Here is a 12,096-nt window from a genome sequence, read left to right on the forward strand (position 1 = left end):
CGGACCCGGCGACCTCGCCAGGCTCGGCGGACCCGGCGGACCCGGCGACCTCGCCAGGCTCGGCGGACCCGGCGAACTCGGCGGACCCGGCGGACTCGGCGGACCCGGCGACCCGACCTTCGCCGTCGAACGCAGACCCCGCGCCCACGGCACGACCCGCGCCGGGAGCCGCCCCGGTTGACGGGCCGGTTGACGGGCCGGTTGACGGGCCGGCGGGCCGACCAGTTACCGGACCGGCTGGCCGACCGGAGCTCCGGCGCGCTCCCCGGCTCCCTGGAGCACCCCGCGAGGACCGCGGAGACGGCGGAGGCGGCGGAGGCGGAGACGGCGGCGCGACGGGACCGGTTCGCGCGGGTCGGGGTGGTGGCACGCCGGGCCCGGCCGGGCCGTGGCCTGCCGCTCGGGCGGGCCGTCCAGCACCCGGGCGCCGGCGGCCGCGGCCAGCGCCCTGCGGTCGGGATGGCTGCCCGGCGCGAGCGCGGGCAGGACCTCGACCTCCGCCACCAGGCCCCGCGCCGACACCACCCGCCACAGCGAGGCGAGCAGCGGGTCGTCGCCGACGAAGGCGGCCACGGTGCTGGCCGCCCCCGCACGGTCCCGGTAGCGGATGCGTACGGGCAGCACCGGCACCCGGGCGTCCAGGGCGGCCTGGAACACCGCCCGCCGGAAGTGTCCCTGGGCGCGGCCGCACCAGGTGCTCCCCTCCGGGAACACCGCCACGGCCCGCCCGGCGCGCAGGGCGTCGGCGATCGCGGCGACCGTGGCGGGCAGGGCCCGCAGCCGGTCGCGGTCGATGAACAGGACACCGCCGCGCGCGACCAGCGTGCCCGCCACCGGCCACCGGCGGATCTCGTCCTTGGCGAGCATCCCGGCCGGGCGGACGGCGGCCAGCAGCGGGATGTCCAGCCAGGAGATGTGGTTCGCCACCAGCAGCAGCCCGGTGCCGGTGGGCGCGGGCCCGCCGGTCACCCGGACCCGCACCCCCGCCGCCCGCACGACGGTCCGGCTCCAGTACCGCACCACGCGGGACGGGAACCGGCCGCCGACGGGCGCCAGCACCACCCCGACCAGGACCAGCGCGACCACCGCCATGAGCCGCAGCACGGCCCGGGGCACGGTCGTGAGGGTCGCCGTGGCCTCCACGCACACCCGCGGGGTGCAGGGCGCGCTGGGTAGCCAGACGCTCATCAGGCCGGGACGAGGGAGAGGAAGTGCCGCAGGTAGCGCGGGTCGACCCGGCTCATCGGCAGCAGCACATACAGGTCGGCGACGCCGAAGTCGGGGTCGTGGGCGGGCTCCCCGCACACCCAGGCGCCGAGGCGGAGGTAGCCGCGCAGCAGGGCCGGGAGTTCGGTGCGTGCGGCCGGGACGGTGCCGTTCGGGGTCCAGGGCCGCAGCGGCCGTACCCGGTACTCCGGCGGGGCGAGGTGCTTGCCGCGCACCCGTTCCCAGGTCGCCGCCGCCAGTGTCCCGCCGTCGGCCAGCGGGACCGAGCAGCAGCCGGCCAGCCATTCGTGTCCGCGGTCCACCATGTAGCGGGCTATCCCGGCCCAGATGAGCCCGATGACGGCGCCGTCCCGGTGGTCGGGGTGCACGCACGAGCGGCCGACTTCCACCAGGCCGGGCCGGATCGCGTCGAGCCGCCCGAGGTCGAACTCGCCCTCGGAGTAGAGCCGTCCGGCGATCGCGGCCCGCTCGGGGGGCAGCAGCCGGTAGGTGCCGACCACCTCGCCGGTGGCGTTGTCGCGGATGAGCAGGTGGTCGCAGTACGCGTCGAAGGCGTCCGTGTCCAGACCCGGTTCCGGGCCGTCGAGCCGGGCGCCCAGCTCTCCGGCGAACACCTGGTGGCGCAGCCGCTGCGCGGCCCGGACGTCGTCCTGGTCGCGGGCGAGCGAGACGAGATAGCCGGAGCCGCCGGGCGGGACGGCGGGAGCGGCGGGTGCGACGGGCATGGCGGTCATGGAGGTCTCCTGCGCCGGGCGGAAGAAGCATGGGGACGGTGCACGGGGAAGCTGCACCTGCTTTCTTCCGCGCCCGGCTGGCCTCGGCGTGACCGGCACGGGGCCCGTGGATGTGCGGCTGCTGAATGCCAGACGCCCGCTCCGCTCCGCCCGGGGCCCGACGCGAGACGGGGCCGGGGATGAGCACCACTCCCGGCCCCGCCCGTCCGCACCTTGTCGGCGAACGTCTCTTTCCGAAGCGGGCGTCAGAACGCCGCTCCGCCCCGCGGCACTACCGCTTCGTGACCTTCCGCGTGGCCCGCAGCCACTCCTTGTTCATGCCGGTGATGGACACCAGCGGGATGCCCTTCGGGCAGGCGGTCGCGCACTCGCCGGCCAGCGTGCAGCCGCCGAACCCCTCCTCGTCCATCTGGGCCACCATGTCCAGCACCCGGGTCTCCCGCTCGGGCGCGCCCTGGGGCAGCACGTTGAGATGGTTGACCTTGGCTGAGGTGAACAGCATCGCCGCGCCGTTCGGGCAGGCGGCGACGCACGCCCCGCAGCCGATGCACTCGGCGTGCTCGAAGGCGAAGTCGGCGTCGGGCTTGGGCACGGGCGTCGCGTGGGCCTCGGGGGCGGCACCGGTCGGGGCGGTGACATAGCCGCCGGCCTGGATGATCCGGTCGAAGGCGCTGCGGTCGACCACCAGGTCCTTGACGACCGGGAAGGCGGCGGCCCGCCACGGCTCGACGTCGATCGTGTCGCCGTCCCGGAAGGACCGCATGTGCAGCTGGCAGGTGGTGGTCCGCTCGGGGCCGTGCGCGTCGCCGTTGATGACGAGCGAGCACGCGCCGCAGATGCCCTCGCGGCAGTCGTGGTCGAAGGCGACCGGGTCGTCGCCGCGCAGGATGAGCTCTTCGTTGAGGGTGTCGAGCATCTCCAGGAAGGACATGTCGGGTGAGATGCCGTCCACCTCGTACGTGGACATGGCGCCGTCGGCGTCCGCGTTCTTCTGCCGCCAGACGCGCAGGTTGAGCTTCATGCGTAGCTCCGCTGGGTGGGGTGGACGTACTCGAAGACCAGGTCTTCCCGGTGCAGGGCCGGGGCCTCGCCCGTCCCGTTGAACTCCCAGGCCGCCGCGTAGCCGAACTCCTCGTCCCGGCGGGCCGCCTCGCCGTCCGGGGTCTGCGACTCCTCGCGGAAGTGGCCGCCGCAGGACTCGGCGCGGTGCAGCGCGTCGAGGCACATCAGCTCGGCGAGCTCCAGGTAGTCGACGACGCGGTTGGCCTTCTCCAGGGACTGGTTGAACTCCTCGCCGGTGCCCGGCACCTTGATGCGCCGCCAGAACTCCTCGCGGATCTGCGGGATGCGCTCGAGGGCCTTGCGCAGACCGGAGTCGCTGCGGGCCATGCCGCAGAACTCCCACATGAGTTCGCCGACCTCGCGGTGGAAGGAGTCCGGGGTGCGGTCGCCGTCTACCGAGAGCAGCAGGTTGAGGCGGTCCTGGGTCTCCGCCAGCACCTCCTGGACGACGGGGTGTTCGAGGGTCACCTCGCCCTGGTGCGGGTTGCGGGCGAGGTAGTCGTTGATGGTGGCCGGCAGCACGAAGTAGCCGTCGGCGAGCCCCTGCATCAGCGCGGAGGCGCCGAGCCGGTTGGCGCCGTGGTCGGAGAAGTTGGCCTCGCCGATCGCGAACAGGCCGGGGACGGTGGTCTGGAGGTCGTAGTCGACCCACAACCCGCCCATCGTGTAGTGCACCGCCGGGTAGATCCGCATCGGGACCTCGTACGGATCCTCGTCGGTGATCCGCTGGTACATGTCGAAGAGGTTGCCGTACTTGGCCTCGACGGCCTTGCGGCCCATGCGCGCGATGGCGTCGGCGAAGTCGAGGTAGACGCCCTGTCCGCCGGGGCCGACGCCCTTGCCCTCGTCGCAGACGTTCTTGGCGGCGCGGGAGGCGATGTCCCGTGGGACCAGGTTGCCGAAGGAGGGGTAGATGCGCTCCAGGTAGTAGTCGCGCTCCTCCTCGGGGATGCGGTTCGGCGGACGGTCGTCGCCCTTGGCCTTGGGCACCCAGATCCGGCCGTCGTTGCGCAGCGACTCGCTCATCAGCGTCAGCTTCGACTGGTGGTCGCCGGTGCGCGGGATGCAGGTCGGATGGATCTGCGTGAAGCAGGGGTTGGCGAAGTAGGCGCCCCGCCGGTGCGCCCGCCAGATCGCGGTGGCGTTGGAGTTCATGGCGTTGGTCGACAGGTAGAAGACGTTTCCGTAGCCGCCGCTCGCCAGGACGACGGCGTCCGCGAAGTAGGTGTCGATCTTCCCGGTGATCAGGTCCCGGGCCACGATCCCGCGCGCTCGGCCGTCCACGACGATCAGGTCGAGCATCTCGGTGCGCGGGTGCATCTCGATGTTGCCGGCGGCGATCTGCCTGCTGAGGGCCTGGTAGGCGCCGAGCAGGAGCTGCTGGCCCGTCTGGCCGCGGGCGTAGAAGGTCCGCGACACCTGTACGCCGCCGAACGAACGCGTGTCGAGCAGCCCGCCGTACTCCCGCGCGAAGGGCACGCCCTGGGCGACGCACTGGTCGATGATCTCGACCGAGATCTGCGCGAGCCGGTGCACGTTGGACTCCCGGGCGCGGAAGTCGCCGCCCTTGACGGTGTCGTAGAACAGGCGGTGGACGGAGTCGCCGTCGTTGCGGTAGTTCTTCGCCGCGTTGATGCCGCCCTGCGCGGCGATGGAGTGGGCGCGGCGCGGGGAGTCCTGGTAGCAGAACTGGACCACGTGGTAGCCCTGTTCGGCGAGGGTGGCGCCGGCCGAGCCGCCCGCGAGGCCGGTGCCCACGACGATGACCGTGTGCTTGCGCCGGTTGGCCGGGTTGACCAGCCTGGCCTCGAAGCGGCGCTTGTCCCAGCGCTCGGCGACGGGGCCGGAAGGGGCCTTGGTGTCGACGACCGGCTCACCGGTCTCGTAGTCCGCGTAGGCGGAGAAGGCAGTCATGTTCAGCTCACCACTCCGGTCATGACGCCCACGGGTACGGCGAGGAAGCCGGCCGTGAGCAGCAGCGCGAGGATGTCGGCGACGGTCTTGAGGGCGCGGTCGCGGGTGCGGCTGCCGACGCCGAGGGTCTGGGCGGCGCTCCAGAAGCCGTGCCGGACGTGCAGCCCGACGGCGAGCATCGCCACGATGTAGATGACGTTGCCGTACCAGGTGGAGAAGGTGTCCACGACGTTCTGGTACGGGTGGCCCTCCTGGAAGCCGCCGCTGTGCACGGTGCCGGTGGTCAGGTCGAGGATGTGCCACACGATGAACAGGGCCAGGATGATGCCGCCCCAGCGCATGGTGCGGGTGGCGTAGCTCGCCCGCGGCTTCTTGTGCACGTACTTGCTGGGCCGCGCCCTGATGTCGCGGCGGCTGAGCTGGTACGCGGAGACGGCGTGCGCGACCACCGCGACGACCAGCACGACGCGCACGAGCCAGAGCGTCCACTCGTAGTGCATGAACGGTTCGCCCACGGTGCGCAGCCAGTGGGCGTAGTGATTGAACTCCTCCGCGCCGAAGAAGATCTTCAGATTGCCGATGACGTGGACGACCAGGTACAGCAGCATGATCATGCCGCTGACGGCCATCACCGTCTTCTTGCCGACGGAGGAGTCCCACACGGTGCGCGCCATGGACGGCCGTCGGTCCGTCCGCGTTGCCAGAGCCATGGGTCAAGACGCTAGGGCCGGACCACCCCATCGGTCCAAGACATGGTCCGCCTCGATTCCATAGCCTCCGGCTATCGCCGACGTAGGCTGGGGGCATGCAGTTCCAGCAGCTCCAGTACTTCGTGGCGGTGGCCGAGACCCGGCACTTCACCCGGGCCGCCGAGCTCGTGCACGTGGCGCAGCCCTCCCTCTCGCAGCAGATCAAGGCGCTGGAAAGGGAGTTGGGGGCGGATCTGTTCCTGCGGGCGCGCGGCAACATCACCCTCACCGACGCGGGCGAGGCGCTGCTGCCGCTGGCGCGGCGGATCCTCGCGGACACGGAGACCGCGCGGTACGAGGTGCAGGAGCTGGTGCAGCTGCGCAGCGGGCGGGTGCGGCTCGGGGCGACGCCGAGTCTGTGCACGGGCCTGCTGCCGGACGTGCTGCGCGCCTTCCACGACCGCTATCCGGGCATCCGGCTGCTGATCGAGGAGGGCGGCTCGCACGACCTCGTCCGGGAGCTGGCCCGCGGCGCCCTCGATCTCGCCCTGGTCGTACTGCCGCTGCCGACCCCGTCCCCGGCCCTGACGACGGTGGAGCTGCTGCGCGAGGACCTGGTGGTGGTGTCCTCCCCGGAGGCCTCCAAGCCGGGTGACGGACGGCGCACCGTCCGGATCGCCGACCTGGAGGGCGAACGCATGGTGATGTTCCGGCACGGCTACGACCTGCGGGAACTGACCGTGGCCGCATGCCGGGCGGAGGGGTTCGAGCCGGACTTCGCGGTGGAGGGCGGGGAGATGGACGCGGTGCTCGGATTCGTCCGGGCCGGGCTGGGCGTGGCCGTCGTCCCCCGCATGGTGGCCGCCCGGTCGGGCCGGGGCCTGCGGGTCACCCCGCTCGCCCGCCCAGGCCTGCACCGCGCGATCGCCCTCGCACACCGCAGCGATGTGGCTCCGCCGAGGGCGGCCCGGGAACTCCAGCGCATGCTCCTGGAACGCTGAGCAGCACCTGCGCCCGACCGGCGGGTGCGGGTCGGGCGCAGGTGCTGCCACCGAGCCCGCGGGGCGCTCCCCTGCGCCGGCACACACGAGACGGCCGCCCGCAGGGGCCGGTACCTGCGGATGTCAGGCGTGTACAGCCGGCTTGAGTACCTCCTCGCACCACCGGCGGAAGCTCGTGGGTGCGGTGTCGGGGGTGCTGGGTTGGGTGGCTCCGTAGAAGCCCTGGGTGTTCTGGGCGTGCATCATGTCGGCCACACCCCGCGCCCAGGCCTCCGTGGCGCCGAAGCCCGTGAGCCTGGCCTTCTGCTCGGCGACGGTGATCTGCCGCACCCGCACGGGCCGGTCCAGCACCTCGGAGACGATCCGGGCCATGCCCTCGGGGCTGAGGGCGTCGGGGCCCACCAGCGGAACGTCCGCGTATCCGGTCCAGGAGTCGTCCAGGAGCAGCCGGGCCGCCTCGGCGGCGACGTCCCGGACGGCGCAGGTGCGCACCACGCGATCCTGCGCGAGCGCCTCCGACCACACGCCCTCGGCGCGGATCGAGGCGGTCTGGCGGAGCAGGTTCTCCATCAGCGACGGCGGACACAGCGCCCGGTAGTGCACGCCCGTGGCGGCGATCGCCTCGTCCATGGCCAGCGACGCCGAGATCGGCCCGGCGTTCTCGGCGACGCCCCGGCCCAGGGTCGAGACGGCCACGACCCGCTCGACGCCCTGGCCCTCGATCACCTCGCACAGCGGATCGGTGAAGGCACGGAAGTGGCCCTCGACGCTGTGCGTCCCGGGAGTCGGGGGCACCAGCCAGAAGATCCGGTCGGCGCCCTGGCACACCTCCTTCAGGACGGCGGGGTCGGCGTGGGACCCCTGGACGACCTCGACGCGTTCGCGGGTCTGCGGGGAGAGCCGGGCGGGGTCGCGGACGATCACCCGGACCGGTGGCGCGCCGTTGCCGGCGTCGAGCACACGGGCCAGGACCTCGCGGCCGATCTGGCCGGTCGGAGTGGTGATGACGATCATGAACTGCTCCAGAGATCGCGATGGTCGGTATGCGTCGAGCCTGCTGCCCCGCGCCTCGGAACTGAAGGATCGATCGGCTCGCGGTTGTTACCCTCAGAGCAATACCGATCGGAGGGCCGCCATGGAGTCCCGCCCGCTGCGTTACTTCGTCGCCGTCGCCGAGGAGCTCAACTTCGCCCGCGCCGCCGAGCGGCTGGGCATCTCTCCGCCGCCGCTGTCCCGGGCGATCCGCCAGTTGGAGACGGAGCTGGGGGCGGTCCTGTTCGAGCGGACCACGCACAGCGTGTCGCTGACGTCGGCGGGCGAAGTCCTGCTGGTGGAGGCCCGGTTCGCGCTCGCCGCGCTGGAGGCCGCGGGGCGACGGGCCCGGCGGGCCGCCGCCCCCGAGCCGAAACTGGCGCTGGCGGTCAAGGCCGACGGGGACGCCGGGCTGCTGGAGGGGATCCTCGCCCGGTACACGTCCGACCCCGCGGCGGTGCCGGTCGCCGTACGGCTGTGCGCCTGGCACGAGCAGTCCCGGCTGCTGCGCCGGGGCGAGGCCGATGTGGCCCTCGTCTACGAGCCGTACGACCGCACCGGCCTGGACACGGAGGACCTGGCCGCCGAGCCGCGCGTCGCCGCCCTCGCCGTGAGTCATCCGCTCGCCGCCCGGGCCGCGTTGCGCCTGGCCGACCTGGGGCTGCGCCCGGACGAGGCGCACCGCTACATCGACGAGGTACGCGGCAGGGGCCAGGACCTCGCCCAGCTCCTCACGCTGGTGGGACTGGGCGAGGTCGTCGCCCTGCTGCCCGCGTCCGTCGCCGACCGCTACCCCCGGCCGGGCGTCGTCTACCGCCCGGTCCTGGACGCGCCGCCCGCGGTCCTGGCCGTCGCGTGGCCCCAGCAGTCCCGCTCACCGGCCACGGCGGCGCTGGTGCGGGCCGCCGTCGCCGTGGCCGAGGAAGCACGCGAACGCGAGCGCGAGGCGGGCTGACGCTACGCGGCCTCGGGCGGGACCGGTGTCCCCTGGTGGTAGTACATCCGCCAGCCCGTCTCCTCGCTGCGCTTGCGCCACAGCGAGCTGCGCCGGACGTGCAGGCCGTCGAAGTCCGTCTCGTAGGTGAGGTGGATCAGGCCGGGCGCCAGGAGGACGCCCTCGATGGCCGACGGCCGGTAGCGGGGGCCGCCCCGCGAACTGCCCGAGTGCTCGGGCAGCCAGGCCAGCATGTCCTCGTACGTGTAGCGGCGGCCCGAGGAGCCGACCTCGACGAACTCGGGGTCGAGCAGCCGCTCGAAGAGGGCCCGGGAGGCGCGCACGGCGGGGTCCATCAGGGCCAGCTCACCGGCGATCACCTCGTCCAAGGCGCCCTCCACGCCGTCCTCCGCGCCCTCGTTCACGTCGTCGTCCCCGTCCCGTGCGTGGGTCACCTGTCCGCCTCCGTGGGTGACCCCCGCGCTCCCGCGACCGGGTTGTCGACCCGGTTGTCGACCCGGTTGTCCGCTCACCCCGTCGCGTCCACCAGGGCCAGCTGGTGGAGCCGGTCCGGCGGGCCCGGGCGGGCGTAGTACCAGCCCTGGGCCGTGTCGCAGCCCAGTATCCGCAGCTGTTCGGCCTGCGCGCCGGTCTCCACGCCCTCCACCGTGACCGCGAGGTTCAGGCTGTGGGCGAGTGAGACGATCCCCTCGACGATCTTGAGGTCGACGGGGTCCGCCGGGAACTGCTGCATGCCCTGGGTGAAGGAGCGGTCCAGCTTGAGCACGCTCACCGGCAGCCGCCGCAGGTTGGCCAGGTTGGAGTAGCCGGTGCCGAAGTCGTCCAGGGCGATGTCGACGCCCATCTCGGCGAGCCGGCGCAGCGGCTTGAGCAGGTCGTCGTCGGCGCCGATCAACGCCGACTCCGTCACCTCGAGGCACAGCGCCTCCGGTGCGACACCCGCGCGTTCCAGGATGTCGACGGTGTCCTGCACCAGACCGGGATGGGTGAGCTGGCACGGGGAGAGGTTGACGTTGATCCGGAGGGGATCCGTGTCGCCGCCCCGCTCCCGCCACTCGCCGGCCTGCCGGACCGACTCCTCCAGGACCCAGCGGCCCAGCGGCACGATCAGTCCGGTGTGCTCGGCGAGCGGGATGAACCGGTCGGGGCCGAGCACCCCGTGCTGCGGATGCAGCCAGCGCACCAGGGCCTCCGCACCGCGCACACTGCCGTCGCCGAGGTGGACGAGCGGCTGGTACTCGATGAAGAACTCGCCGCGGTCGAGGGCCGCCGGAAGCGCGGTGGTCAGGCCGTGGCGGGTGATCGCGCGGGCGTCGGCCTCCGCGTCGGCGAGCTCGAAGCGGTTGCCGCCCGCCGACTTGGCCCGGTACATGGTGATGTCGGCGCTGCGCAGCACCTCCGCCGCGCTGCGCTCCCCCGCGGGTCCTTCGACGATGCCGATGCTGCCGCGCACGGTGAGCTCCCGGCCGTCGATGCGTACCGGCGCGATCAGGGCGTTCATGATGCGTGCGGCCAGGTCGTCGACCTCACGGCGGGTGTCGGGGCCGGTGGTCAGCGCCACGAACTCGTCACCGCCGAGACGCGCGACCATCTCGCCGGGCGCGGTGGCGCAGGACTGGAGCCGGTCGGCGACCTCGACGAGCAGCCGGTCACCGGCCGCGTGCCCGAGACTGTCGTTGATGGTCTTGAAGCCGTCCAGGTCGAGGTAGCACAGCCCGAAGCGCTGCCCGGGGCCCGCGCCGAGCGCCTTCTCCAGCCGTTCGAAGAACAGGGTGCGGTTGGGCAGGCCGGTGAGCGCGTCGTGGGTGGCCTCGTAGCGCAGCCGCAGGTTGAGCAGCCGGCGCTCGGTGGTGTCCTCCATCAGGGCCAGCGAGTACTGCGGTTCGCCGTCCGCGTCACGCAGCAGGGAGACCGTCAGGTTGGTCCACAGGGCCGTTCCGTCGGGGCGGCTGAACGCCTTCTCCGTGTGGTAGTGCTCCCGTTCGCCGCGGACCAGCTCGTCGTACAGCTTCCAGGTCTGGGGCGCGTCCTCGGGATGGGTCAGGTCCTGGACCTTGCGTCCGCGCAGGGTCTGCTCCGAACCGCCGAACATGCGCAGCAGCGCCCCGTTGACCTGCAGGACGTTGCCTTCCAGGTCGGCGATGCCGATTCCTATCGCGGCGCCCTCGAAGACCGCGCGGAAGCGGGCCTCACTCGCGTGCAGCGCCTGCGCGACCACGCCCTGGGCCCGCAACGCGGCCTGGGCGATGGCCTCCTGTTCGGCGAGCGTGCGCTCGCGCAGCGCCTGCGCGTACCCGGCCGCCATGGCGTGCTGGAGCCTGGCGGCGCGGGCCCGCAGATCCTCCCGGGGGCCGTCCTCGCCGCAGTAGAGCACCAGATACGCGTCGACGCAGTCGAGGGAGCGGCTGAGCGCCTCGGGGTCGGTGCAGTGCGCGTCGACGAGGGCGGCGCCGACCGCCTTGCCCGTGTCGGCGTCGAAGGCGCGCTCCAGCAGCGCGCCGCGCAACCGCGCGGCCAGCGGCAGGAGTTGCTCCTCCAGCTCGGACCGGGTCAACGACGTCGAGGTGACCGGGAACACGGACCGGCTCCAGATCGTCGCGAACCGCCGCAGTCTGTCCTCCGGCCCGTCCGGCTCGGCGGTCACGCCGTACGCCCCACGCCGGCGAAACCGGAGAGGGCCCATGGGTCCTCGTCCTCCGGCGCCGTGTCCGGCCGCCAGTGCGGCATCGGCACCAGTCCGGGTTCCACCATGTCGTACCCCTCGAAGAACCGCGCGATCTCGTCACGCGAGCGCATGATCAGCGGGTTGCGGATGTCCTTGTACACGTTCACCGCGCCCCCGGCCCGCTCCGGTGGCAGTGGGATTCCCTCGTACGAGGCATGGGTGAGCAGGAGCAGACTGCCGGGCGCGAGCGCCGCGGTGAGCTCGGCCACCGCCGCGAACGGGTCGTCCGCGTCCTCCACGAAATGCAGGACGGCGACCAGCAGCAGCGCCACCGGCCGGTCCAGGTCGATCAGTTGCGCCACCTGCGGGCTGCTGAGGATCTCCTGCGGCTTGCGCAGATCGGCGGCCACGACATCGGCGTCGGCGTTGCCGGCCAGCACCGCCTCGCTGTGCGCGACGGCCACCGGGTCGTGGTCCACGTAGACCACCCGGGCCCCGGGGCTCATCGCCTGGGCGACCTCGTGCACATTGCCGAAGGTGGGGATGCCGGAGCCGATGTCGAGGAACTGGGTGACGCCCTCGTCGACCGCGTACCGCACGGCACGGCGCATGAACGCCCGGTTCGCCTGGCTGATCTTCGGAAGTCCCGGCAGGAACTCCATGGCCTTGCGGGCTGCTTCCCGGTCGACCTCGAAGTTGTGCGAGCCGCCCAGGTAGTGGTCGTAGATCCGCGAGACGCTGGGCACCGAGATGTCGATGCTCCGAGGGGCCCAGGCGGGTCGCTCCATCTATCTCTCCAAGGCGTAGGCGATCCGGT

11 protein-coding genes are annotated in these 12,096 nt (G+C 72.7%); 2 read left to right on the forward strand and 9 right to left on the reverse strand.

From position 1 onward, the window contains the following. Positions 1–225: 225 nt before the first annotated feature. The 5 genes from ASD48_RS26090 to ASD48_RS26110 all read right to left on the reverse strand — a co-directional run bounded on the left by ASD48_RS26090 (position 226) and on the right by ASD48_RS26110 (position 5,611). Complete coding sequence (locus ASD48_RS26090; RefSeq protein WP_079073975.1) at positions 226–1,188, reverse strand: lysophospholipid acyltransferase family protein; 963 nt, start codon at positions 1,186–1,188, stop codon at positions 226–228. Further along, complete coding sequence (locus ASD48_RS26095) at positions 1,188–1,961, reverse strand: GNAT family N-acyltransferase (RefSeq protein ID WP_057604142.1); 774 nt, start codon at positions 1,959–1,961, stop codon at positions 1,188–1,190. The genes ASD48_RS26090 and ASD48_RS26095 overlap by 1 nt, the downstream gene beginning before the upstream one ends. A gap of 271 nt (positions 1,962–2,232) precedes the next feature. After that, the gene (locus ASD48_RS26100) at positions 2,233–2,982 is read right to left on the reverse strand and encodes a succinate dehydrogenase/fumarate reductase iron-sulfur subunit (RefSeq protein WP_057604143.1); all 750 of its coding nucleotides are present in this window, start codon (positions 2,980–2,982) and stop codon (positions 2,233–2,235) included. Further along, positions 2,979–4,937, reverse strand: a complete 1,959-nt coding sequence (locus ASD48_RS26105; RefSeq protein WP_057604144.1) for a fumarate reductase/succinate dehydrogenase flavoprotein subunit — start codon at positions 4,935–4,937, stop codon at positions 2,979–2,981. Before ASD48_RS26105 ends, ASD48_RS26100 begins: the two co-directional genes overlap by 4 nt. Positions 4,938–4,939: 2 nt before the next feature. After that, the gene (locus ASD48_RS26110) at positions 4,940–5,611 is read right to left on the reverse strand and encodes a succinate dehydrogenase (RefSeq protein ID WP_057604145.1); all 672 of its coding nucleotides are present in this window, start codon (positions 5,609–5,611) and stop codon (positions 4,940–4,942) included. A gap of 131 nt (positions 5,612–5,742) precedes the next feature. On the opposite strand from ASD48_RS26110, the gene ASD48_RS26115 reads away from it, so the two are divergent. Continuing rightward, positions 5,743–6,627 (forward strand): LysR substrate-binding domain-containing protein, encoded by an 885-nt coding sequence (locus ASD48_RS26115; protein ID WP_057604146.1) that lies wholly within the window; start codon positions 5,743–5,745, stop codon positions 6,625–6,627. A gap of 123 nt (positions 6,628–6,750) precedes the next feature. Here the strand turns inward: ASD48_RS26115 and ASD48_RS26120 are convergent, their stop codons facing one another. Next, complete coding sequence (locus tag ASD48_RS26120; RefSeq protein WP_057604147.1) at positions 6,751–7,641, reverse strand: NAD(P)H-binding protein; 891 nt, start codon at positions 7,639–7,641, stop codon at positions 6,751–6,753. A 121-nt stretch (positions 7,642–7,762) separates the two neighbouring features. On the opposite strand from ASD48_RS26120, the gene ASD48_RS26125 reads away from it, so the two are divergent. Next, positions 7,763–8,614 carry a LysR family transcriptional regulator gene (locus ASD48_RS26125; RefSeq protein ID WP_057604148.1) on the forward strand — a complete coding sequence of 284 codons (852 nt, stop codon included), beginning with the start codon at positions 7,763–7,765 and terminating at the stop codon, positions 8,612–8,614. Between the two features lie 2 nt (positions 8,615–8,616). On the opposite strand, the gene ASD48_RS26130 is transcribed toward ASD48_RS26125, so the two are convergent. The 3 genes from ASD48_RS26130 to ASD48_RS26140 all read right to left on the reverse strand — a co-directional run bounded on the left by ASD48_RS26130 (position 8,617) and on the right by ASD48_RS26140 (position 12,067). Continuing rightward, a complete protein-coding gene (locus ASD48_RS26130; protein WP_057604361.1) occupies positions 8,617–8,949 on the reverse strand; it encodes a DUF4440 domain-containing protein in 333 nt (110 codons plus the stop codon). Positions 8,950–9,122: 173 nt separating this feature from the next. Then, the gene (locus ASD48_RS26135; protein ID WP_057604362.1) at positions 9,123–11,258 is read right to left on the reverse strand and encodes an EAL domain-containing protein; all 2,136 of its coding nucleotides are present in this window, start codon (positions 11,256–11,258) and stop codon (positions 9,123–9,125) included. Beyond that, complete coding sequence (locus ASD48_RS26140; RefSeq protein WP_057604149.1) at positions 11,255–12,067, reverse strand: SAM-dependent methyltransferase; 813 nt, start codon at positions 12,065–12,067, stop codon at positions 11,255–11,257. The genes ASD48_RS26135 and ASD48_RS26140 overlap by 4 nt, the downstream gene beginning before the upstream one ends. Between the last annotated feature and the right edge of the window lie 29 nt (positions 12,068–12,096).

The sequence above is a fragment of the Streptomyces sp. Root1310 genome, from assembly GCF_001426425.1.
In the GTDB taxonomy this organism is placed as follows: Bacteria; Actinomycetota; Actinomycetes; order Streptomycetales; family Streptomycetaceae; genus Streptomyces.

What these genes read in the sequence shown, in the direction of transcription:
- ASD48_RS26115 (WP_057604146.1), top strand. Translation starts at nt 5,743, where the DNA reads ATGCAGTTCCAGCAGCTCCAGTACTTCGTGGCGGTGGCCGAGACCCGG.
- ASD48_RS26110 (WP_057604145.1), bottom strand. Translation starts at nt 5,611, where the DNA reads ATGGCGCGCACCGTGTGGGACTCCTCCGTCGGCAAGAAGACGGTGATG.
- ASD48_RS26095 (WP_057604142.1), bottom strand. Translation starts at nt 1,961, where the DNA reads ATGACCGCCATGCCCGTCGCACCCGCCGCTCCCGCCGTCCCGCCCGGC.
- ASD48_RS26125 (WP_057604148.1), top strand. Translation starts at nt 7,763, where the DNA reads ATGGAGTCCCGCCCGCTGCGTTACTTCGTCGCCGTCGCCGAGGAGCTC.
- ASD48_RS26105 (WP_057604144.1), bottom strand. Translation starts at nt 4,937, where the DNA reads ATGACTGCCTTCTCCGCCTACGCGGACTACGAGACCGGTGAGCCGGTC.
- ASD48_RS26140 (WP_057604149.1), bottom strand. Translation starts at nt 12,067, where the DNA reads ATGGAGCGACCCGCCTGGGCCCCTCGGAGCATCGACATCTCGGTGCCC.
- ASD48_RS26100 (WP_057604143.1), bottom strand. Translation starts at nt 2,982, where the DNA reads ATGAAGCTCAACCTGCGCGTCTGGCGGCAGAAGAACGCGGACGCCGAC.
- ASD48_RS26120 (WP_057604147.1), bottom strand. Translation starts at nt 7,641, where the DNA reads ATGATCGTCATCACCACTCCGACCGGCCAGATCGGCCGCGAGGTCCTG.
- ASD48_RS26090 (WP_079073975.1), bottom strand. Translation starts at nt 1,188, where the DNA reads ATGAGCGTCTGGCTACCCAGCGCGCCCTGCACCCCGCGGGTGTGCGTG.
- ASD48_RS26130 (WP_057604361.1), bottom strand. Translation starts at nt 8,949, where the DNA reads ATGGACCCCGCCGTGCGCGCCTCCCGGGCCCTCTTCGAGCGGCTGCTC.